The 22,824-nt window shown below is 40.5% G+C and carries 17 protein-coding genes; 10 read left to right on the forward strand and 7 right to left on the reverse strand.

Annotated elements, in window-relative coordinates:
• Positions 1-3: 3 nt before the first annotated feature.
• Positions 4-3,789, forward strand: coding sequence for a PAS domain-containing hybrid sensor histidine kinase/response regulator (locus H5158_RS10200; protein ID WP_182739961.1), 3,786 nt, complete (start codon positions 4-6; stop codon positions 3,787-3,789).
• The gene (locus tag H5158_RS10205) at positions 3,758-4,672 is read left to right on the forward strand and encodes a diguanylate cyclase (RefSeq protein ID WP_182718474.1); all 915 of its coding nucleotides are present in this window, start codon (positions 3,758-3,760) and stop codon (positions 4,670-4,672) included. The genes H5158_RS10200 and H5158_RS10205 overlap by 32 nt, the downstream gene beginning before the upstream one ends.
• A gap of 66 nt (positions 4,673-4,738) precedes the next feature.
• On the opposite strand, the gene H5158_RS10210 is transcribed toward H5158_RS10205, so the two are convergent.
• A complete protein-coding gene (locus H5158_RS10210; protein WP_149981291.1) occupies positions 4,739-5,119 on the reverse strand; it encodes a DUF3192 domain-containing protein in 381 nt (126 codons plus the stop codon).
• A gap of 162 nt (positions 5,120-5,281) precedes the next feature.
• Positions 5,282-6,226: a D-2-hydroxyacid dehydrogenase gene (locus H5158_RS10215; protein WP_149981290.1), complete on the reverse strand. Its 945-nt coding sequence runs from the start codon at positions 6,224-6,226 to the stop codon at positions 5,282-5,284.
• Positions 6,227-6,328: 102 nt separating this feature from the next.
• Between H5158_RS10215 and zntR the strand changes: the two genes are divergently transcribed.
• From zntR to H5158_RS10235, 4 genes are all read left to right on the forward strand, one after another.
• Entirely contained in the window at positions 6,329-6,742 is a 414-nt protein-coding gene (zntR, locus tag H5158_RS10220) for a Zn(2+)-responsive transcriptional regulator (protein ID WP_149981289.1), read from the forward strand.
• Positions 6,726-7,964 carry an SO_0444 family Cu/Zn efflux transporter gene (locus tag H5158_RS10225; RefSeq protein WP_182739962.1) on the forward strand — a complete coding sequence of 413 codons (1,239 nt, stop codon included), beginning with the start codon at positions 6,726-6,728 and terminating at the stop codon, positions 7,962-7,964. Before zntR ends, H5158_RS10225 begins: the two co-directional genes overlap by 17 nt.
• 158 nt (positions 7,965-8,122) lie before the next feature.
• Positions 8,123-9,256, forward strand: coding sequence for a 1-acyl-sn-glycerol-3-phosphate acyltransferase (locus H5158_RS10230; protein ID WP_182718471.1), 1,134 nt, complete (start codon positions 8,123-8,125; stop codon positions 9,254-9,256).
• 100 nt (positions 9,257-9,356) lie between these two features.
• Complete coding sequence (locus H5158_RS10235; protein WP_149981286.1) at positions 9,357-9,602, forward strand: DUF1289 domain-containing protein; 246 nt, start codon at positions 9,357-9,359, stop codon at positions 9,600-9,602.
• Here H5158_RS10235 and H5158_RS10240 read toward each other — a convergent pair.
• Positions 9,599-10,216: a transporter substrate-binding domain-containing protein gene (locus tag H5158_RS10240; RefSeq protein ID WP_149981285.1), complete on the reverse strand. Its 618-nt coding sequence runs from the start codon at positions 10,214-10,216 to the stop codon at positions 9,599-9,601. The two genes, H5158_RS10235 and H5158_RS10240, sit on opposite strands and share 4 nt — an antisense overlap.
• 214 nt (positions 10,217-10,430) lie before the next feature.
• On the opposite strand from H5158_RS10240, the gene H5158_RS10245 reads away from it, so the two are divergent.
• From H5158_RS10245 to H5158_RS10255, 3 genes are read left to right on the forward strand one after another with little or no spacing between them, the layout of a single operon-like run.
• On the forward strand, positions 10,431-10,634 hold the full coding sequence (locus H5158_RS10245; RefSeq protein WP_064667173.1) for a DUF3283 family protein: 204 nt from the start codon (positions 10,431-10,433) through the stop codon (positions 10,632-10,634).
• The gene (locus tag H5158_RS10250; protein WP_182718470.1) at positions 10,634-11,038 is read left to right on the forward strand and encodes a GNAT family N-acetyltransferase; all 405 of its coding nucleotides are present in this window, start codon (positions 10,634-10,636) and stop codon (positions 11,036-11,038) included. The genes H5158_RS10245 and H5158_RS10250 overlap by 1 nt, the downstream gene beginning before the upstream one ends.
• 38 nt (positions 11,039-11,076) lie before the next feature.
• Positions 11,077-15,585 carry an EAL domain-containing protein gene (locus H5158_RS10255; RefSeq protein WP_182739963.1) on the forward strand — a complete coding sequence of 1,503 codons (4,509 nt, stop codon included), beginning with the start codon at positions 11,077-11,079 and terminating at the stop codon, positions 15,583-15,585.
• Here H5158_RS10255 and H5158_RS10260 read toward each other — a convergent pair.
• Positions 15,582-16,541, reverse strand: a complete 960-nt coding sequence (locus H5158_RS10260) for an ion transporter (RefSeq protein WP_182718468.1) — start codon at positions 16,539-16,541, stop codon at positions 15,582-15,584. The genes H5158_RS10255 and H5158_RS10260 overlap by 4 nt on opposite strands.
• A 4-nt stretch (positions 16,542-16,545) precedes the next feature.
• Positions 16,546-19,221, reverse strand: coding sequence for a bifunctional acetate--CoA ligase family protein/GNAT family N-acetyltransferase (locus tag H5158_RS10265; protein WP_182739964.1), 2,676 nt, complete (start codon positions 19,219-19,221; stop codon positions 16,546-16,548).
• Between the two features lie 170 nt (positions 19,222-19,391).
• On the opposite strand from H5158_RS10265, the gene H5158_RS10270 reads away from it, so the two are divergent.
• Positions 19,392-20,108, forward strand: coding sequence for an SIMPL domain-containing protein (locus H5158_RS10270; protein ID WP_182718466.1), 717 nt, complete (start codon positions 19,392-19,394; stop codon positions 20,106-20,108).
• A 2-nt stretch (positions 20,109-20,110) separates the two neighbouring features.
• On the opposite strand, the gene H5158_RS10275 is transcribed toward H5158_RS10270, so the two are convergent.
• Both H5158_RS10275 and H5158_RS10280 read right to left on the reverse strand, forming a co-directional pair.
• A complete protein-coding gene (locus H5158_RS10275; protein ID WP_182718465.1) occupies positions 20,111-20,809 on the reverse strand; it encodes a hypothetical protein in 699 nt (232 codons plus the stop codon).
• Positions 20,810-20,947: 138 nt separating this feature from the next.
• A complete protein-coding gene (locus H5158_RS10280; protein WP_182739965.1) occupies positions 20,948-22,780 on the reverse strand; it encodes a DUF885 family protein in 1,833 nt (610 codons plus the stop codon).
• Between the last annotated feature and the right edge of the window lie 44 nt (positions 22,781-22,824).

Genomic DNA, 22,824 nt, shown 5'->3' on the forward strand with positions numbered 1-22,824 from the left:
AGATTGAATTTTCTACCTTTAAAACATTACTATCGTTCACTGGCTGTGGCACTTATTGTGCCGCTGCTGGTGGCTTTTCTATTATGTTTACACTTATATAATATTAAATTAGATCGCGCCGTAGCTAAACGCGAAGCTGATTTTGCTAATGTAGCGGCGCAAGTTGCGTTTTTAATGAATGCGACAGACGACTTGGTTAGTACTTTATTTGCCCAATATGAACAACCCATTTCTTATCGATTTGATCAACAATGGCTTGAAGATATTAATCAGCAAGACAGTTACTACTACCGGGAAATTCCCAATGGAGGTGGTGAAATTGTCGGCCAGGGTAAATTTTCTTCCTCCCCTAATGCAATTGCACAATGGCAACAAGTCATTGCGATGGGACCTGCCTTTAATACGACATTATCGTTAGTTCAATCTTTGGCTGCGGTCGCTTACGTTAACGAACAGGGTTTTGCTTATATCAAGCGTCGCCATGACTGCGATAGCTTAATGTTAACCCAATTACTTGATGGTCAACTTCGTCCTGTATTTTCAGGTGATTCACTAAGTTCTAGTGCCGTTATCAAAATTGCTGGTAAAAACTACTTATCAATAGGGCGTGCGCGTGAGCAGGGCAGTGAAGATTATATTATTTTGATTTATGACTTATCGGCAGTATCGCAATGGCTAAAAAAAATATCGCCGCGCAGTGGCGAATATATATTTTTAAATAGTGCACAGCACGTCATTATCAGCTCACTTTATGATATTGAAGAAGACACACCATTAGCGGAGTATTGGCCTTCAGCTAAAGCGCCATTAGCAGAATTAGATAATCAGGGTAATCTCACTCTTTTACAAGCGCAAAAGCAGCTACCAATTTATGCGGGTTATTTTGCATCGCATGATGAATTAGCCTCACCGATTGTAACTGATGTATTAATTGAACTTACTTTTTTGAGTATGTTTTTAGTGATTATGTTCAGTACCTTGTTATGGTTAAGCCAGCGTATTTTTGTGAAACCCATGACATATTTAATGGCGTATCTTGAACAAAATGAGGTGCACTATAAAGATTATTCAAATTACCATATACCAGCAAACTGGCAGCCGTGGTTTAGCCGAATCAAGTGGGTGCTTAACAAAAATCAGCAGTTGGTAAACTCATTGCAGCAGGCAAATAGTGAACTTGATGACCAAGTAAAAATAAAGACCCGTGAACTCGCGCGCAGTTATGAGGCTAAAGAACGCCATTTAGCATTATTGAATACTATGCTCAATAGTGTGCCAGATCTTATTTATTTTAAAAACATTGATGGCTCATTCTTAGGATGCAATCGTGCTTATGAACAATACATAGGTCTTGAGCAAGAGCAGTTAGTTGGCTTACAGTTATGTGATATTAGTGATGATAATGGTCAGATCAGCGAATTAGAGCAACAAGTTTTAACAACCAAAACTAAAGCTGAGCAACGTCTTGAAACCCAGCAGCAAACATTTCAATTAACCATCGCGCCATTTTATAACGATCAAAATCAGTTACTAGGTTCAATGGGGATTGGCCGGGATATAACTGCTCAACAACAAGCTCTTTTGGCATTAAAAGCGTCAGAGTCTAAGTTTCGCAGCGCCATAGAGTATGCTGCTAATGGAGTGATTTTACTTTCACTTGAACAGACGGTATTACAACTTAATCGAACTGCGCGAAAGATTTTTAAGATTGATAAAACTGAGCAGGATTTATTATTAGTGGATTTATTTCCACAGCAACAGTGGCAAGAAATAGCAACGCTTTTAGCTTTATTGCTGAGTGAGAAAAAGAAAGTTTACCACCTTACTTTAGGACAAGAAGAGCTAAATTGCTGGTGGCAGCTGAGCGTCTCTTTAGTATGGGATGAGCAACAAGCACCTTACTATTATGTTATTCATATTCAAGATGTCAGTGCATTGACTCAGGCCAAACAAGATGCCGAGCGGGCAACCGAGGCCAAAAGTCGGTTTATTGCTAACTTAAGCCATGAAATACGCACGCCACTGCATGCTGTGACAGGCCTTATTGATATGGTAACTCAGCAAGGCTTAACAGCGCAGCAGCAACAGCATGCAGTTCAAGCAAAAAATGCTGCGCAAAGTTTATTAACCATGCTTAATCGAATGCTTGATTTTGCGCGAATCGAAAATAACCAAGTGCAATTAGACTTAGTTGATTTTGCTGTAGTTGCACTTGTTGACAGCTGCGAGAGTGTATTAATAGGGCTCTGCCAGCAAAAAGATTTGGCTTTTAATATCGATATTGATCCGCTAATTGCTCCGCAGTTAGTCGGCGATTACATTCGCTTACAGCAAGTGCTCGGTAATTTACTCACCAATGCCGTGAAATTTACTGAACATGGCAGTATCACTTTGAAAATAACAGCCGTTGAATTGACGCCAACAAAACAAACCCTGTGTTTTAAAGTGATTGACACCGGGATCGGTATTGATAAAGCTGATCAGAGTCGATTATTTGACGCATTTACGCAAGGCGACGAATCACTCACTCGCACCCATCAAGGTGTTGGTCTAGGGCTCGCTATAGTCAAACACGAATTGGCATTAATGGGAGCTGAAATTAAAGTTGTCAGTAATAAAGGCCAAGGTAGTCAGTTTTTCTTTACTATAACCTTTAATGTTGCCGCTCAAATCGACCCTATCGACTGGCACAATACTTTACTGATTCATTCTGAGCGGGGAATTAATTTACCTGCCGCATTAGCGCCATTAAAACCGCTAGAATTTTCTGAGTTAGCTGAATTAACAGACCACGCTGTATTAGCAGATTATCAGCGGATCATCATTAATGACGTTGATCTACCGAGAGTTATAACGCGAGACAATATAAAAACAGCATTGATGAGTAATAACACGCAGCTTTATGTTGTTAAAAATGATCCAAATACTCCGCTGCCAACTCTTAAAGGTATGCAAATGTGCAGTGTGAAAAACTCTGCATTAGTGCAACGAATACAGCAAGTTGAGCCGGTATCTAAACGCCCTGATGTAAATCTGACAGCGGCAGAGAGTAAACTCAACGTTGCGGGCTTACTAGTGTTAGTTATTGATGATAATCAGCTTAATTTAGATATTGTTAGTAATATCTTAAGCAAAGCACATATTAATGTAATGACGGCAAATTCGGCGATGGCAGGGATAGATTTGGTTGCACAAGTCATGCCTGATCTGATCTTAATGGATATTCAAATGCCAGAAGTCGATGGGTTGCAAGCAACCGCTTTATTGCGACAACGTTATGATCAACAGCAATTACCTATTTTTGCGCTAACTGCGCATTGTGAAGCAGCTGACGAGCAACGCTCACTTGCAGTGGGTATGAATAAACATTTAACAAAACCAGTAGTTGCAGCGACGTTATTAGCGGCGATAAATGAGCTGAGAATTACCGGCGCTGTTTTTTATAATCATTCTTTTGCATTAGAACAATTCTCGGGCCATAATGATTTACTACAGGTAATGTTGGGTAAACTTGCTAAGTTGTGTGTAAGCCATCTGCAGCAATTAAAAGTGCCGATGCAAACAAAAGCGTTGGAACGATTAGTGCATAGTATTAAAGGTGTGTCAGGAAACCTTGGCTTTAATCGCCTAAGTGCTACCGCTCAGCAATTAGAAAGTAGACTACGTAAGACACCAGACGTAGGGCAAATATCCCTGAGTCAGTTAGAGTTCGAATTAGTACAAGTAAATAGATACATTCAAATACAAGGCTCAGTAAATGTTGAAGAAAGCCAAAATACTGATCGTTGATGACGACCCATTAAATCGATTAGTGTTGGAAAAAACATTAGCGAATGATCACGAAATATTTTTAGTTGAAAGTGGTGAAAAAGCCCTTACATTTGTTAAATCAACGGCGGTTGACTTAATTATCCTCGATATAGTAATGCCCGGCATTAATGGCTATGAGGTGTTAATTCAGTTAAAAGAAAATTCAACTACGCACGCTATTCCAGTCATCTTTATTTCAGCTAATACAAGCCATGATGATGAAGCAAAAGGGTTTGAATTAGGCGCAATGGACTATATTGCTAAGCCATTTAGTCCCGCAATAGTACGTGCACGAGTGCGTAATCAATTATTGATCAAGCAAAAAAATGATTTGTTAGAAATGCTCGCCTCAATTGATGGGCTGACAGAAATACCTAATCGGCGTTATTTAGATGAAAGCTTATCGCGAGAATGGCGTCGCAGCCGTCGAGCTGGTACACCGTTATCGGTGCTATTAATAGATATAGACCACTTTAAGCGTTATAACGATTGTTATGGCCACCGTGCCGGGGATGACTGCCTTAAACGTGTGGCACATGCATTAGTTGCAGCGTGTGAGCGAGGTACTGACTTTGTTGCGCGCTACGGCGGTGAAGAATTTGCTGCAGTATTACCCGACACCAACCAGTACGAGGCATTGGAATTTGCTAATAAACTCAGAGATGCTGTTAATGCGCTTGCTATCCCGCATAAAGCATCACTCAATGCCGCTCACATTACGATAAGTATTGGGGTTGCTACAACTGAGTTTGGTCAAGTTTATGCTGAGCATATATTACTTGAAGAAGCCGATTTAGGTTTATATCAAGCTAAAGATAGTGGCCGCGATAAAATTATCGCTCGAGTTATTGACGCAAGTTAGTAAAGTCAGTTATTACAGCAAATAAAGAGTGAATATGCTCCACTCTTTACTGCTTTAGTTTTGTGTCTAAATGGCGCTAAGTGAATTATAAATACTATCACCCACACCAATCAGTTTCTCGTTTTTAAAGACCAGTGGAGTACATTCATCTTTTGTCATTTTTCCGTCAGAGTGAATACTATGGGTGGCATAAAATAGTACTTGGTATACATCACCGTCTTTTTTTAATAATTCTGTAAAGTCGGGAGTTTTTAATTTATTTAATACATTTTGATAGCTGGTATCTAAAGTGAGCCCCGAGATGCTTTCACGATTAAATTGATGATGTTCTTCCCAGCTTGAACTATTACCAGCCCAATGCGTTTCTGCTTCACCATCGGATACTGCAATTACACAACCAGTAAGAAGAGGGGCTGTAAGCGCGGCAATTAAAAGTACTTTTTTCATTATTTTATCCTGATACTAAATATTGATTTTAATTTGTCTATTAGTTAGCAAAGAACTGGCCAATATTTTATATTATTTAAAATCAATATATTAGGTTTTTTTGTAAGGCGGTAAATTACATTTAACCACCTTGTATAGCGTAACTAACTAAAAGTTAGTTGATTAGACCAGTCTATTTAAGCTTTCACCTTGGCTAAATGCGCTAATATTTAAGCTGACTTGCTTTACTAAGCGAATGATTGACTCTTCACTGGCCCATGCAATATGTGGAGTCAGAATTAAATTATCACCACGATAAGCAGCCAATGGATTATCCAGCGCAGCTGGTTCTTTGCTTAATACGTCAAATCCCGCTCCTGCAATTTGATTATTGCTCAGTGCGTTGGCTAAATCAGCTTCATTAACGATACCACCGCGAGCGGTGTTAATTAAAATGGCATTGGGTTTCATCATAGCAAGTTCAGCAGTACCAATCAGATCACGACTTTCATCGGTTAAAGGGCAGTGAATGCTAATAATATCAGCTGTTGTTATTGCCTGGTAAAATTCTGTTCGGCCCTCTCTAGTTACTTGGTTTTTACGCTCACTGATAATTACATTGGCGCCAAAAGCACGTGCAACATCCGCAACGGCTTTACCAAGCGAACCATAACCGATAATTGCCAGAGTTTTACCTCCAATATCATTAAAACGGTAATCAAGGCGGCAGAACATCTCACTTTGTTGCCATAACCCTTGTTGGCAATCAGCAATGTAGCGGTGAGTATTACCCAGTAAATTTGTGATCAGTGCAAAGGTATGTTGTACAACCGAAGGTGTTGAATACCCGGCCACATTGGTAACGGCAATGCCAAACTCTTTAGCGGCGACTAAATCAACATTGTTAGTGCCAGTTGCGGCTACACATATGAGCTTTAATTCAGGAAGTTTTGCCAGTGTTTCGCGATTAAGTACCACTTTATTGGTGATCAATACATCAGCGCCTGCACTGTGCGCTAATACTTGTGCTGGACTGGTTAGTGAATAACTAGTGAAATTGCCAAGTGTTTGAAAAGGCTCAAGTGATGTGCCTGCTAATGTGGCAGTATCGAGAAGGGTAATATTCATGCGCTTTCCTTATTAAATAAAATAATTTTAATGCTTGACCTTGGTGTGTACTCTAAGGTTTATACTTGGCATCAGTTGATAATACACTCATTGGAGACACAGATGAAAATAGGTGAGTTTGCTAATCAGTTAGGTGTCTCTACAGATACCCTAAGATACTATGAAAAACATAATTTGTTAACGCCATCAAGTCGAACCGGGGCCGGTTATCGCGATTATGGTGAAGCTGCATTAAAGCAAATGAAGTTTATTTTGCGTGCTAAAAATGTTGGCTTTAGCTTGGCAGAGATCAAAGAACTACTACAAATTAAGTTTAAAAAACATCAGCATTCTTGCCATGAAGTTAAAAACTTAACAATACAAAAGCGTGACTTAGTCGCAGAGCGCATTGCTGAATTAACACGTTTTCATCAATCATTATCCGTGTTAGCTGATAAGTGCTGTGGTGGACAAGAGCCCGCAGATAACTGTTCAATATTAACCACTTTGGAGGACATCGATGGACTTACTCAATAATTTTTGGCAGTTATTTTTATTATCTGCCCCTTGGTTAATGCTTGGTTTACTCATTGCCGGGTTATTAAATGTGTATTTACCGGCAAATTTTTTAAATAAACATTTAGGTAAAGAAGGTTTTTGGACCACAGTGAAAGCTGCTTTAATTGGCGCACCAATGCCGCTGTGTTCGTGCGGTGTAATACCCGCTGCAATAGGTTTAAGACGTGCAGGCGCTTCAAAAAGTGCTACCACTGCGTTTTTAGTATCGACTCCTGAAACTGGGGTTGATTCGGTGTCGGTATCGTATGTGCTACTCGGTCCTTTTATGGCAATAATTCGTCCAATAGCGGCGATTTGTAGTGCTATTGTCGCAGGTGTCTTAGTGGGGCGTGATGCTGAAAAAACGCAAACTACAGCTCACACTAGTGAAGCTAATAATGAGCAAAAGCGAGCAGCTACAACAAGTTGTTGTTCAACAAAATCAGCAGCGGCTGAAGAGAAGGCAAGTTGCTGCTCAACAAAATCAGCAGTGGTCGAAGAGAAGGTAAGTTGCTGCTCAACGAAATTAGCAGCGGCTGAAGAGAAGGCAAGTTGTTACTCAACGAAACCAGCAGCGGTCGAAGAGAAGACTAGCTGTTGCGATTCATCAAGCGCAGTACCAGCCAGCCAATGGCAAAAGATGAAACAGGCTGTGAGTTTTAGCTGTAATAAATTACTATCAGACACTATGAAATGGTTAATGATTGGTTTGTTCTTTGCAGCCTTAGTGCAAACTTATGTGCCAGAGTCATTTTTAAGCCAATGGGGCAGTGGTATTTTGGCTATGCTGGTGGTGATCGTGATTAGTATTCCCATGTATATCTGCGCGACCGCATCAACGCCGATTGCAGCTGGTTTGTTATTAAGTGGCGTAGCACCTGGCGCTGTTTTAGTCTTTATGTTGGCAGGTCCTGCCACTAATGTCGCGACGCTTGGCGTGGTTGCCAATGAGCTTGGTAAACGTGCAGTGGTTGCTTATTTAGTTGGTGTAATAGGCGTTGCTTTAATATTTGGCTTTTTAACCGATTATTTAGTGGCAGAATTTGGCTTTGTTGTTACACCATTATTAGGTGAAGAACATCAAGTGCTACCACATTGGCTAACCCTTCTCTGTGGTACTATTTTAGCGCTGTTAATGGTGCGTTTAGTTCTTAAAGGAGCGCTTAGTAAATACCGTAGTACTGGTAAGAGCATTGCATAATTGAATGTTATTAAATAGATTTTTAGCGGTTATAAAATATAAACAATGGACCAAATTAATGACTTAGTTCGCATTTTAGGTTGTCTGAGTTATAATCGCCCATAGAATATAAACGGTGCGCATGAGCGCACCGTTTTTTTAACTTTAAAGATGCAGTAATGAGTGAGCCAGTGGACAAGTACGCAGATATAAGACCTTACAATGATGATGAAGTAGCCGCTTCGGTTGCACGTTTGATTGATGATAATGCGTTTATTGATGTAGTTGCAAAATATAACTTACCGCGTTTTTTATCAGCTGTACCTTTGCTGTCTAGAGCATTGGTAAAGTATCAGTTACGTAAAAAGTGGGGCGCTATCAACAGTGTTGAGCAAGTTCAACAAATCGTTGCTAAGTATTTAGCACAGCTGGTAAAACGCACCACAACTGAGGTGACTTTTTCTGGTTTGGATCAACTTGATCCAAAGCAAGCGTATTTGTTTATCTCAAATCATCGCGATATCGTACTTGATCCTGCGTTAATTAATTGGGGCTTATTCAGCTATAAAATGAAGACGGTCCGTATCGCCATTGGCGATAATTTACTGCAAATTCCTTATATCACCGAACTGATGCGTTTAAATAAAAGCTTTATTGTTAAGCGCTCAGTTAAAGCGCCAAAAGAAATGCTCAGAGCACTATCGCAGTTGTCGGCTTATATTTATGATTCGCTTGCTGGCGGTGATTCAATTTGGATTGCACAAAAAGAAGGTCGTGCTAAAGATGGCTTTGATCAAACAGATCCTGCGCTACTTAAAATGTTGCAGCTTAATGGTCGTAAGCAAAAGAAAGAGTTTGCTGAATATGTACGCGAGCTAAAAATTGTACCAGTATCAATTTCATATCAATATGAACCTTGCGCAACAGCCAAAGCCAAAGAGCTTTATCATAAGCAACATCATGGTAAATATGTTAAGTCAGCGGGTGAAGATATTGCCAGTATTGTTGAAGGTTTTAGTACCGCCAAAGGGCATGTTCATTTAGCATTTGGGCAACCAATTGAAGAAGGGTGTGAATCACCAGAGCAGCTGGCAAAAACCATTGATCAGCAAATTATTGATTCGTTTTTTTTACATCCCGGGAACTACATTGCGGGCGGTTGTAAACAAGCGGTGATTGATAAAGCCGACGCTCAGGCATTTGAGATGCGTCTGGCGCGTGTGCCAGATGAGCTAAAACCACTGGTGTTAGCAATGTACGCTAAGCCATTTCATCGTAAAGTTGAGTTTAAAAGTAGCGAAAGCGGCCAATAACCAATGTAAAATATTTTTAAAAAACCGTAATTAAGTTACGGTTTTTTTTCGTTTAAAAAACGGGCTATACTAAAGTTGTGTATATTGACTGATGTTTGCTATGCAACAAATTGAAATTTTTGAAATTCCAAGTCCTTGCAAAGACATTTGCGAGGTAAATAACCGAGGCTATTGTAAAGGCTGCTACCGAAGTCGGGAGGAGCGCTTTGGTTGGAATTCATTTTCAAACGTAGAAAAAAAGCAAGTCATCAGTTTGTGTCAACAACGTTATAAGCGTTACTTGCAAAAACGCCAAGCACTTGGCGCTAAGCCAGCAGTACCTGAGCAGGGGGATTTTGGTTTTTAATCAAGATGATGTTTAGCCCTGAGTAAACGAATTGTGCCATTTTCATTGAGTTTATGCAGTTGCTCTTCAAGTTTAGGTATTAACGCGCTATGGCGTGAATGCAAAAAGTGAAAGCTTTTTATCGGTGCCAGTACTTCAGTTTGAAATTGCTTAATATTAAACTGAGGGTGTTTAGTCGATAATAAAAAGTCGAGTAAAATTACACCTTGTACTTTACCTTGAGTGAGTAAATTAAGTTGAGCAGTGACGCTTTTCACCTTAATAATGTCACCAATAAAAGGGTGTTCGTTAAGGTAACTCTGCGCTGCAGGATAACCAACTTGAATGGCGATATTGTCTAGCTGCTCAAATGTACATTGCTGGCAGTTTTTTAATAGCACAAGGTTAAACTCAAATAGCGCAAAGTTAACCGGATGCAAGTTTTGATATTGTTGACTGATACTGGCCACTCGCCCTAATTGGCCATCAAGCGTGCCATTGTTCGCTGCAGATAAAGCGCTTTGGTGATTAAAGTCAATAATATGTACATCATAGCCAAGTTCTTTATATGCAAGGGTCATCAGCTCAATAACATAGCGAGCCTGTGGGGTATCGGCTGGGCGATTAAATAGCATATGTTGTGTGTTTGCTATAGTGCTCAGTGGCGTTAGTAAATAACAGAGCAATATGAGAGAAAAAAAGCACTTAATCACAGTGTTTCCATATTAGGACTAAAAACGCCACCAATCTACGTTTAAAAGCTAAAAAGCGCAAGTTTAGCCGTGACTCTTTTAGGCAAATGTTTGTTATACTCTGGGCATTAATATGATTAGTAATAACTGGTAATTTATGTCGTTTAACTTATGCTTACTACCTCGTGAACAAAAATATCAAATTCAATTGGATTACGAGGCATCGTTTTGGGCTTATCAAATAAAGCGTGGTAAGAGTACTCGTGAGCAAATATACAATACAATTCATAGTCGCCCAGTGGCAGAGCAGATGTTTTTGAAGCAGCAATTTGAACAATATTTAGCGACGATGCAAAGTTAATGACGGCATTGCGTTTTGAATGCCTAGAGCCAATTAAAACCCCCTTAGTGAATAAGTTTTACAGCCAATATAAAGCCCGAGGTCGGGCAACCAGACAAGATCAAGTGTGGGTTGTTTATCATGACTTAGTTATTGTCGCGGCATGCAGAATTCAAAATCGCAGTGATTATTTGTTTTTGTCTACCTTGCTGGTTGCACCTGCTTGGCGTGGTCAAGGACTTGCCAAACAGCTACTAATACATACCTTATCTAACCAAAACTCACTCGTTTATACATTTGCTTATACGCATTTAGCTTATTTTTATCAATCAATTGGGTTTAACTTTGTGTTAACATTGCCGTCACCTTTGGATACACTCTTTACTGTCTATCAGCAACGAAATATCGTAGCTATGCAGTGCTAGTTAAAATAATTAGTTAAAACAACTACGTGGAAATTTAAATGGGTCAATGGTTTAAGGCTAGTATATTCTTTTTGTTAGCCGCCTCAGTTGTTGCTAGCCAAGTTGCTATGGCGCAGGTAAAACGTTTATCGCCAAGTGAAGGTTTATCACAAAGCTATGTCAGTACCATGTTGATAGATAAAAGCGGCTATCTTTGGTTAGCGACGGAAGGGGGCTTAAATCGTTACGATGGCTATCAGGTTGTACATATTGCAGGGCCTAATGGTGAACTAGATGAAGCAATTATTGACCTTATATATCAAGACCCTGATGGTTATATTTGGATTGCTTCGTTAGTTGCAGGGCTATTTCGCTATGATCCAAGTACCGATAGTTACCAACAATTTTTATCAAAACCTACCACTGAAGAGCAAGTTTTAAGTCAGTCCGTATTTAGTATGGTTGCCACCGATAATAAGTCATTATGGATTGGTCGCGGTTGGGATTTTGCTCGCCTTGATTTAGCGACGGGCCAAATTGAGACTATTTTTGAATTACCAGAGCGCACTCGTAATACCGTGATCCGCGATTTATTACATTACAAAGGTTATATCTTTATTGCCGCCAGTACTGGCGCATATGTCTATCATATAGCAACTGGGCAATACCGAAAATTAGAGCATTTAAGCACTGAGCCAGACCATGTATATCAAAATTATATAAAGTCGTTTGCAATAGGCGAAAATGAGCAACTGTTAGTGGGGGCCGTACGTGGTTTATATCAAGTTGATATTAGTGATTTACCGAGTATGTTTGAGCGCCCAGATGTGCCTTTTAAAAATAAAACCATATTGAATGATCTTAATATTTGGAAAATAATAAATGACCATGGGGTGCTTGATTTAGGCACCGATAAAGGTTTATTTAGTCTCGATTTGAATACCGGTGAGCTGACTAAAAATAATAGAGTAAAAGAAAGTAAATACTCACTAGCAGATCCAAGTGTTATCGATATTGTCAAAGATAATAACGGCGCTATGTGGACAGCTACTAAAAGTGATGGGGCATTTTATTTACCTTATGATAATTATCATTTTGAAAATGTTAATGCCAGCATGCTCTCCGGTGATGGTTTATCGCACCCTTCTATTTGGGGCATAACCGAGTATGAAGATAAACTCTGGCTAGCAACTCATAATGGTTTAACTGCGGTTGATTTAAAAACTAATCAAGGACAAGTGTTTTTAAAAGATTATCAAGCTGATTTATTTACCACTGAATTTAATATCTACGCTATTTCTCCTTATAAAGATAAATTGTGGCTGCGTACTAATCGCGGGATTTTTAGTTTTGATCCGCATAGCTATGAAATTTTTCCAGCGACAACAGCCGACCCAAGCCAGCAACACCTGATCACAGGGTGGGTACATGGCTCGGTATTGATGCCAAATGGTGAATTATTTTATGTTCATTCTGATCATGGCATGTTTGTTTATAATATCGACAGCCAAAAGATCACTCCTTTAGGTGGTGAATTTGAAAAATTTGAACCGTTTTTAGCTTATGGTTTCTTACCGCCTTTATCTACCAAATCTGACTCCCCGTTATTTTATAATGCAGGGGTGCTTTATCAGGTTGATCCAAACTCATTTGCTTTAACAAAAATCTATACAGTGCCACAGCAACATGAAAATGTAGCCGTTAATGTAATGTCTTATATTGTTGATAATAATAATGTGCTGTGGATCACGTTATCGAATTTTGGCTTAATTGGTCTTGATGCATCGAATTACAAGCTGTTGTATACCATAGATTTAGATAAAAATAAGCTCGGCACCTTATTGTACGATATGGTGTTAGATGATGCTGGAATGATCTGGATGAGTAGTCATAAAGGAATATGGCGATTAAATCCAGAAAATAAACACTTTCAGCAATTTACAACTTCAGAAGGACTGGTCTCTACCGAGTTTAATAGTGGTGCATTTACGCGTTTAAAAACTGGCCAAATAGTCTATGGTACGTTAAAAGGGTTTAGTTATTTTTACCCAAATGATAATCACCCTAGGCATGGTTTAATTGATCACGTAAATATAACCAGCATTGATTTGATGTCTCGTGAATTATCTACGGATCTTAAGCAACCTATAAAAACAATCACCTTAGAGCACGACGATATCGGTCTCGAAGTGGCTTTTTCGGCAATGGCATTTAATTATCAGGAACGTATTATTTATGAGTATCAGCTCTCTGATGGGCAAAAATCGTATACCCGTAATAATAACCGAGTGCTATTTCCAAAACTTAATCCCGGCAAATACCAACTAAAAATTTGGGCTAAAGATCCGCTTACTGGCGACTACACACAACCGGCAGTGCTGGATATTGTGGTTAAATACCCGCTATGGCGCGCACCTCAGTTTATAGTGCTTTACGCACTGGTATTTTTTGGATTAGTAGCAGCTTGGATAATGCGTCGTAATCGAATTCAGCAATTATTATTAGCAGCCCACAGAGAAAGCCAAGAAAGTGAAGCGCGCTTAAAGTTAGCATTGGAAGGGAGCCGTTCAGGGGTGTGGGATTGGCAATCTGCAAGTCCAATAATTTATCAACCACGGCTTAAAAATGAGTTAGGTTATGATGTTGAATCGGTTAATTTAGATGATTATTTAGCAAAAATTCATCCTAAAGATAAACAAAATTTTCGCATTGAGTGGTTAGAATTTTTATCCACCGAAAAAGGCTATTTTAACTGCACCTATCGTTTACGCCATAAATTAGGCTATTGGCGCTGGTATAAAGACTTTGGCAAAGTGGTTGCCTGGCAAGGAAGTACACCCGAGAAAGTGGCTGGAACTTACACTAATATGACTCGTGAATTAGTGTTTGAAGAACATGCCCGTTTATTTGGCGCAGCATTTGAGCAAACCCGCGATTGGGTCTTTATTCTGGATAAAAGTTTACGTATTTTAGCTACCAACAAAGCACTGCAGAGCGCATTTAACTTTCCTGTTGATTATCGTTCTAGCTGCTCATTACACTTAGGATTAAGTCGTGCTGTAAGAGTTAACTATTTACGTGTAATGAAGGAGTTGCAAGCTGGCGAGCACTTTTCTGCAGAAGATACTGTTTGCTTGGCGAATGGCGAGCAGCGTCATGTGCTTATTAAAATTAGTGCGGTTGCTGATACGGAGCAACGCTTAGAAAGCTATGTGGTTATTCTGACTGATATTAATGCCCAAAAGTTAGCTGAGAATGAATTATTCTTATTAGCAAATTACGACAGTTTAACGGGGTTACCAAATCGTACTTTATTTAATGATCGAGTTGAACATGCACTTGAACAGGCTAAAGGCCAAAACCTAAAAGTTGCGTTACTCAATATTAATATCAAACGCTTTAAGTATTTTAATGACTCACTAGGGCATGAAGCTGCCGATGAGATAATAAAGGCGGTGGCACTGCGGATCAAATCGCGTGTACAGGCGAAAGACAGTGTAGCCCGCTTTAGTGGTGATGAGTTTATGCTGTTAGTCGAGGGTATTCAACAAATCGAAGAAGTTGTTTTACTGTGCGTTAAGTTGATGGCTAGCTTGAATGACAACATCATTATTAACAATCAAGCGATTAGTGTCAGTTTAAGTATTGGCGTGGCGATTTCGCCTGATGATGCACTCTGTGCGAAAAGTTTAATTAAAGCGGCTGATATTGCACTGTATCATTCGAAAAAGAGCTTGGAAGGTTGTTATCAATTTTACAAACAAGAAATGAATCAGCATGTACAACGCTCATTGCATTTAGAATCACAATTAACTCAAGCCTATCAAAATCATGCGTTTTGTAATCATTACCAAGTGATTGTTAATGCTAAAACTCATCAGGCCGAAGGGCTGGAAGTATTGCTGCGCTGGCCAGAAAATAACAGCTATGAAACACAAGAGTTTGCGCTTGCTGCTGAGAGTATTGGTTTGATCACAAAAATTATGTTGCAAACCCTAGCTAGAGCGTTGATTGAACTTAAACAATGGCAGTTACAAAAGCCTGACTTGTATGTGTCTATTAACCTGTCTGCACTGGATTTTGAGTATAAAAATTTAGTCGATGAAATTCGCAGTGCGCTAATTAATGCTGATGTATCAGCCAGCTCTGTGGTGTTTGAAATTACAGAATCAGTGCTGATGCATGATTCACCGCAAGCGTTAAATAGCATGTCAAAGTTGAAGCAACTAGGTTGTCGCTTATATATGGATGACTTTGGTACAGGTTATGCTTCACTCACTTATTTAAAGCGCTTTCCGATCGATGTACTGAAAATTGATCGCAGTTTTGTAACTGATATTGGTATAGATAGTGACGATGAAGCGATTATTCAGTCAACGCTTGCATTGGCGAAAAGCTTAGGTAAAGAATGCGTCGCAGAAGGCGTTGAAACTAAGCAGCAGCTTACCTTTTTGCGCAACTTAGGCTGTAATTTATTTCAGGGCTATTTATTCAGTAAACCAATCCCAGGTGATGATGTAAGCGCATTATTAAATAAAGACTGGCAGTCGTTGTTGAATGAAGACTAGTCTTGGCGTTCACCGCAGTGACGGCAATAAAGGTTTTTAGTGCGTGCACTAAGTTGAGACTTAATTGCTTTGTTTGCTTCTTGCTTACTTAAACCAAGTTTACAGCGCAAATTCTCTAGATGCTCCAGTTGCGCATCATCTAGTTTGCCATCTAGCTCGCCATCATGCAGACATTCATGCACCGCATCACTAAACATGATCCTACGCTTACGTAGCTGTTCAGAGAAACTCGAAGCTAATAAGCCGGTGGGTATTGCTACCATTCCCATACTCAGTAACGTGATCACGCCGCCAAAAAAACGCCCTAGCGGTGTTACTGGCACAACGTCACCATAACCTACAGTGGTCAGCGTTGCCATTGCCCACCACATTGCCGCAGGAATGGAGCCAAATTTATCCGGTTGTATATCGTGTTCAATTAAGTAAATTCCGCAGGAAGCTAAAATTAGCACCACTGCCATTATAAAGAATGCGGCCAAAAGCGAACTGCTTTCATCACGAAATGATTGTAAAAGTAGCTGCATTGCTCGTGAGTAGCGAGTGAGCTTAAAAACACGTAGGAGTCTGAGCACTCTTAAAAAACGTAAATCAAAGGTGATAAACATCATTAAGATCGTGGGCAGGATTGCCACTAGATCAATTAAGGCTAAAGGGGAGAGTAAATATTTTAAACGACGTTGAAAATTACCACAGTTTAGACTTTTGTACTCGGCACGTTCTACGCATGACCAAAGGCGAAGCAAATACTCGATAGCAAATATAATTACTGAGCCTAACTCTAACATTAAAAATTCATGCTTATATTGATGAGCTAAACTCGCAATTGATTCAAGCACAATCGCAACGACATTAATCATTATCAGCGATATTAGAAATATATCGATGTAATGGCCAGTCTTACGGTACTCCCCATTACCTTCAAAAAATAGTGCTGTGCGTTTACGTAAATTATTCAAGCTATTATCCGTGTGTGTTATTGGGAGTTAAAGCAAGTACCATATTAATGCTGCCTTCTTCAAAGTCGCGGCTGATCTTAAAGCCTAGTTTTCGGGCTAATTCAATCATTCCGGTATTTTCCGGCAGGGTGATACCCTCAATGAATTGTACGCCTTGGCTTTGACAATACTCAATAGCGGCGCGCATTAATAAGCCACCTAAGCCAAGGCCTTGGCAGTTTGAGCGCACTACTATAGCAAATTCGGCATGCACTTTATCAGGGTCCATTAACACCCGAGAGACGCCAAGCGTGGCGTTGTCTTGAGTGATAATAAACGCCATTTCACGATCGTAGTCAATTTGTGTCATTTTAGCGAGTTGATCGTGGTTAAACTGCGGCAGCTCGCCAAAAAAGCGTTTGTAGCGATCTTCTTTGCTGAGAGATAGATCAAACTCTTGGTGCGCTTGCTCATCTTCTGGCTTTATTGGTCTGAGTGTCGCAAGGGTATTATTTTTCAGCGTCACTTGTTTAACCAGCTCAATTGGGTAAGGGCGAATAGATAAGCGTTTACGATGTGATTGTACTTGGTAGTGACTCAGGGTCATGGTGGCATCAAGCACCAAAAACTGGCCATTACTGGCTAAAATAGGATTTAACTCAAGCGAAGTTATATCGGGTTGATCAATAACTAACTGAGAAATACGGGTCAGTAGTGCACAGAGGCGATACTTATCAACTTTCTCAGGCAAAATACGCTCTTTAAGCACGCCTTTGTCATGCGCCGCAGCAATTAAATACTTTGCTAAGTTCATATTCAAAGGTGGTAAAGCAACCGCTGCTTGAGCAAACTCTAGACCCGTGCCGGCTTCTCCTAGAAGTATTACAGGACCAAAATTCGGTTCTGTTTTTATCGCAATACGTAGTTCATTGGCGCCAGCTCTGGGTGCCATTTTTTGCAGTGAAAAGCCTTCAATAATCGCATCAGGGTAGGTGTTTTTTATTCTCAATAGCATGGCAAAGGCGGTTTGTTCAACCTCTTGTGCATCGTTTAAGTTAAGTACCACGCCACCGACTTCTGATTTAGATGGAATGCTAGGGCTGATCAGTTTCAGTGCAACCGGGAAGCCTAGCTCTATGGCTTGTTCTTTTGCTTCTGTTGGTGTGTATGCGACCTCGGTTTGAATACATTCAACGCCATAGTGAGCGAGTATTTGGCTGGCTTGATGGGTGGATAGATAGCTTTGCTGCTCTGCTAAAAATTCATTCACGAGCGCTTTTGCTGCGTGTTTATTGATTTTAGCGTCATCTGTGTTTGACTCTGGAGTTTGGGTTAAATGTTTTTGATTACGGCGATAACTTACTAAGTGCATAAAGGCGCGTACTGCGCCCTCAGGGGTGCGATAAGTAGGAATGCCGTAGTTGCTACATACGCGACGGGCGGCATAGGCGGCATCTTCGCCCATAAAATTTGTGATCACATAAGGACGCGCCATTTTCGGTAGTTTATTCAACGTTTCAGCGATAATTAATGCATAGTCTTCACTTGGCGCAAGGGCTGATGGCGTATGAATGATCAGTAGATTTTTTACTTCCTTAGCATGCAATAAAATTTCCAGTGCTTGTTGGTAGCGTGCCGGAACTGAGTCACCAAAAATGTCCACCGGATTAGAGGTCATATCCGACTGTGGGATCACTTTATTGAGCGCCGCACGGGTTTCTTCACTCAATTGTGTCAGCTTACCAGAACTTTGTAATAAGCTATCAACGGCCATTACGCCGGGGCCGCCGCCATTGGTTAAAATGGTGAGTTGTTCCACCTTTAATAATTTAGGATGCATGGCCAGTGTTTGTGTAGCAGCAAACAGTTCAGTTAAATCATTTACCCGTAACATACCTGCGCGTTGGAAGAGGGCGTCATACACCGCATCTGAACTTTGCTTGCCGCCAGTGTGAATTTCGGCAGCAAGCGCTCCAGCCGCTGTTTTACCGGTTTTAATGGCGATCACCGGTTTACTAAACGCAGCGGCACGAGCAGCTGAAATAAAGCTGCGGATATTCTCAATGTTATCGATGTACAGCAAAATAGCCTTCGTTTTTGCATCGCGACCTAAAAAGTCGAGTAGTTCAGCAAAGTCGATATCTAAACAATCACCCACAGAGACAAAGTATGAAAAGCCAATTTCTTTGTGTTTTGCCCAATCTAAAATAGTGGAGCACACAGCTGCGGACTGTGAAATAAACGCTAATTTACCAGGGCTTGCGATAGTGTGAGAAAAACTCGCATTGAGGCCAATATGAGGGATCAACAAACCCAAACAATTAGGGCCAAGTAACGATACTTTGGCTTGTTTAGCGGCTTCTTGCAGTGCTGTTTTTTGTTCATGATTGAGTCCGGCTGCGATCACAATCGCATTTTTACAGCCAAACTCTCCAAGCTCTGCAATGATATTAAGTAGGGTGTGTTTGTTCGTACAAATAACCGCAAGGTCCGGTATTTTCGGTAGCGCCGCAATTGACGGGTAGGCCAACACGCCATGTACGGCGCTATTAGTCGGGCTTACTGGCATGATAGGGCCGTTAAATCCGCCTTGTAATAAGTTGCGCATTACTACAAATCCTGCTCGGGAAACGTTATTCGATGCACCAATCACGGCAACCGAAGTCGGGTTGAAAAACTGACTAATGCGTTTTACACTCATGGTCTTTCCTTGCGGGTTATTTGTTTTCTAGCGAGGTGATGCATATAATCTTTTTGCTAACGACGCTCGCATCTTGAGGTGGTTTGAGTATATGCTCAATGTAACCTGTTTAGGTTGATTTTTCGAGCATCATAACCACATATAATTGATTATTATCAAAGGATCATTAAATGAATAAACCAAATGGATATTATCAGTTGCTTGGCGCAGCTGTATTGAGTGTCGCTATACTTGGCTGCGGATGGATTTTAAAATCAGCAGCGCTTGATGTAAAAAATATGGAACGCACGGTTGAGGTTAAAGGATTAGCAGAGCGTGAAGTAACTGCTGATACAGTGATCTGGCCGGTACAATTTAGTGATGCAGATAATGACCTCGAAAAGTTAGTTGAACGGGTTGAGCAGAAAAATGCCGCAGTGATCGCTTTTTTAAAACTGCATGGCTTTGATGAACAAGAGATCAGCCAAGGTAGGCAATCAATTGTTGATAAACAAGCGCGCGAATACGGCGCTGATAATCAACAGTTTCGCTATATTGCCCGCGCAAATATTACCGTGTATTCGCAGCAGCCTGATAAAGTGCAAAACGCCTTAACTAAGGTGGGCCAGCTAGCCAAACAAGGTATTGCGATTGTGCAAGATAACTATGAAACCCGCATTGAATATTTGTTCTCTGGGCTAAACGATATAAAACCAGCAATGGTGCAAGAAGCCACCGAAAAAGCTCGCGAAGTGGCATTAAAATTTGCCAAGGACTCACAGTCAAAACTAGGTAAAATTCGCACCGCAAGACAAGGGCAGTTTAGTATAATCGACCGCGATTCAAACACTCCGCAGATCAAAAAAGTGCGAGTTGTAACCAGCGTTGAATATTATTTATCTGATTAATATTATTTATGTTGTACAAGGTAGCGCTCAACTTGTTCTGTTTTACAGCGTAAGTAAGCGCCACTGAGCAGTATTTTATAGTCACTGAGTGGCTTGTCTGGGCTTGTTTGAGATAACGTGAGTAAGGCTTTTAAGAATGCGGCAGTGTTTATATTGCCCTGATTTTGTTTAAACTCAACTTCCATTAATGCCAGCAAGGCCGAAAATTCATGCTTTGGTAAGCTGTGTTGGGCTGGATTGTTTGCAATGTAACTTGCAACTGGGGTCAGCCCGATATCATTAACTTGCGCTAAAGCTTGCAACAAGTTTTCGTTACTTTCAAATAGCATCAGTGAACGTACATAATTAAACGGTAATTTAGCCTCACTACACTCGCTAAATAAGCGGTGCAATACATTTTGCTGCTGTTGGTTTTGTTGTGTAAAACCATGATTGAACTTTAGACCAGGGGTAAAAAAACTTAATTGGTCGGTATTATTTAGCTGACTGATGATGGCTGTTGGTAGCGAGTGTTGAGTTAATATGCGTGTGGCGATATTTTGCAGATAAGTATATTTTACACTCATGCGTTGCGCACTGCTATATAAGTGCTGTAACTGCATGGCTTGTTGTATTGCAGATAAACTGGCAAAGCTATCAACAATGGCTTGCAACTGATGCTGCTGCATCTGTTGGTTTAGTTGACTGATACATGTATCCATTGTTAATCCTATACGTTACGTGTATATCAAGTGCTTTATCCTAGCGTAAAGCACTTGTTGGTCAAGTGTTTATCTATCTTTCAGGCAATAAAAAAGGCCGTAGATACGGCCTTTGTATATGTTATAAAGTAAGGATGCTTAAGCTGCTAGTTTGCTTGCAACCCACTCATCAACAAAGTTCTCTAGTACGTTTAGTGGCACTGCGCCATTTTTAAGTACCACATCATGGAATTCACGGATATCAAACTTATCACCTAGTTTAACCTTGGCAGCTTCACGAAGTTCTAGAATCTTCAGCATACCTACTTTGTAAGCCGTTGCTTGCGAAGGCATTACAATGTGGCGTTCAACCATTTTAACGCCGTCAGACGTCGCGTTTGGCGTGTTATTTACGTAGTAATCAATACCCTGTTGGCGAGTCCACTTCATTTCGTGGATACCAGTATCAACCACTAAGCGACATGCTCGCCATAGTTCCATCGATAGACGGCCAAAGTCAGAATAAGGGTCTGCATACATGCCCATTTCTTTTGGTAATAACTCTGAGTACAAGCCCCAACCTTCGATATAGGCTGTGTAGCCACCGAATTTACGGAACTTAGGCACGCCTTCAAGCTCTTGCGAAATTGCAATTTGCATGTGGTGACCTGGAATACCCTCGTGATAAGCCAGCGCTTCCATTTGATACGTTGGCATTGCTTCCATGTCGTAAAGGTTAGCGTAGTAAACACCCGGGCGTGAACCATCTGGTGCAGGCTGTTGGTAGAATGCTTTACCAGCCGCTTTTTCACGGAAGGCTTCAACACGCTTAACAATCATGTCGGCTTTAGGCTTAACAATGAATAGCTCATCCAAGCGTGATTTCATGGTGTTAATAAGTGCCGTGGCTTCGTCAAGGTATTGCTGCTTACCTGCTTCAGTATTAGGTAAGTAAAATTGCTTATCGGTTTTCATAAACTGCATAAAGGCTTTTAAATCGCCTTTAAAACCAACTTTTTCTTTGATTTGGCGCATTTCGTCATGAATACGAGATACTTCAGCTAAACCGATGGTGTGGATCTCTTTAGCCGTTAAATCAGTGGTAGTCGTGCGCGCTAATGCGTTGTTGTAAAACGCTTCGCCATCAGGAAACTTCCAAGCACCATCACGATCATCAGCACGTTTTTCAAGCTGTGCCAAATAATTAATCAACTTAGAGTAAGAAGGTTTTACAGCCGCTTTAAGGGCTTTCTCAGCATCGCTGATTAACGCGTCTTTATCAGCTTGAGCAATTTCAAGCTTAGCAACTTTACGTTTAAAGTCGGCAAGTAAGGTGGAATCATCACCTTGTTCAAATGGCGCACCGTGAATGATATTTTTGCTTGAATCAATCACATGTGGGAATACAAATTTAGGAGCGATAATGCCTTTATCAGCACGTACTTCTAAATCGGTGATCAGTTGATCAATAACCGTGGTTACGCCATTTAAACGCGAGATATAGGCTTTGGCATCGGTAACATCAGAAATCTGGTGTTGGTTGATTAAAAAGGCCGGGATCATCGAGTGAGTACCAAACATTTGGTTCACTGGGTAGTTATGATAGCGCCATTTAAAATCAGCAATGCTGTTTTCAAGGTCTTGCTTTTTAAGGTCATAACTAACTTTTGTGGTGTCATCTAGGAGTTCGCGGTTAATAGCGTTTAATGCCACTAAATCATCTTTTGTTTGTTGATGATCTTTCAGTACGCGCGCTTCGCTACCGTCATCCCATTTGTCGTAGTCTTGTTTGATACCCATGTATGTTTGATAAACAGGGCTGCTCATCACATCACGGTTAAAAGTATCTTCGAAAAACGCATTCGCTTTGTCTATTTCGCTTTGTACCGGTTGTGCTTGTACAGTTGGCGTGCTTTGTTGCTCTGGTGTTTGCTGGCAACCACCTAGCAGTGCAATACTCACTGCGGCGGCGATAAAGGTTAGTTTACGCATGTTTTCCCTTTTGTTGTTAGAAACCATTGAAGGTTATTAATTAT

This window comes from Pseudoalteromonas sp. SR45-6 (assembly GCF_014163545.1).
Classification (GTDB): Bacteria; Pseudomonadota; Gammaproteobacteria; order Enterobacterales; family Alteromonadaceae; genus Pseudoalteromonas; species Pseudoalteromonas rhizosphaerae.

Excerpts from the sequence above, each read along its gene's own strand:
- H5158_RS10205 (WP_182718474.1), top strand. The coding sequence starts at position 3,758 with ATGTTGAAGAAAGCCAAAATACTGATCGTTGATGACGACCCATTAAAT.
- H5158_RS10210 (WP_149981291.1), bottom strand. The coding sequence starts at position 5,119 with ATGAAAAAAGTACTTTTAATTGCCGCGCTTACAGCCCCTCTTCTTACT.
- H5158_RS10215 (WP_149981290.1), bottom strand. The coding sequence starts at position 6,226 with ATGAATATTACCCTTCTCGATACTGCCACATTAGCAGGCACATCACTT.
- zntR (WP_149981289.1), top strand. The coding sequence starts at position 6,329 with ATGAAAATAGGTGAGTTTGCTAATCAGTTAGGTGTCTCTACAGATACC.
- H5158_RS10225 (WP_182739962.1), top strand. The coding sequence starts at position 6,726 with ATGGACTTACTCAATAATTTTTGGCAGTTATTTTTATTATCTGCCCCT.
- H5158_RS10230 (WP_182718471.1), top strand. The coding sequence starts at position 8,123 with ATGAGTGAGCCAGTGGACAAGTACGCAGATATAAGACCTTACAATGAT.
- H5158_RS10235 (WP_149981286.1), top strand. The coding sequence starts at position 9,357 with ATGCAACAAATTGAAATTTTTGAAATTCCAAGTCCTTGCAAAGACATT.
- H5158_RS10240 (WP_149981285.1), bottom strand. The coding sequence starts at position 10,216 with ATGCTATTTAATCGCCCAGCCGATACCCCACAGGCTCGCTATGTTATT.
- H5158_RS10245 (WP_064667173.1), top strand. The coding sequence starts at position 10,431 with ATGTCGTTTAACTTATGCTTACTACCTCGTGAACAAAAATATCAAATT.
- H5158_RS10250 (WP_182718470.1), top strand. The coding sequence starts at position 10,634 with ATGACGGCATTGCGTTTTGAATGCCTAGAGCCAATTAAAACCCCCTTA.
- H5158_RS10255 (WP_182739963.1), top strand. The coding sequence starts at position 11,077 with ATGGGTCAATGGTTTAAGGCTAGTATATTCTTTTTGTTAGCCGCCTCA.
- H5158_RS10265 (WP_182739964.1), bottom strand. The coding sequence starts at position 19,221 with ATGAGTGTAAAACGCATTAGTCAGTTTTTCAACCCGACTTCGGTTGCC.
- H5158_RS10270 (WP_182718466.1), top strand. The coding sequence starts at position 19,392 with ATGAATAAACCAAATGGATATTATCAGTTGCTTGGCGCAGCTGTATTG.
- H5158_RS10275 (WP_182718465.1), bottom strand. The coding sequence starts at position 20,809 with ATGGATACATGTATCAGTCAACTAAACCAACAGATGCAGCAGCATCAG.
- H5158_RS10280 (WP_182739965.1), bottom strand. The coding sequence starts at position 22,780 with ATGCGTAAACTAACCTTTATCGCCGCCGCAGTGAGTATTGCACTGCTA.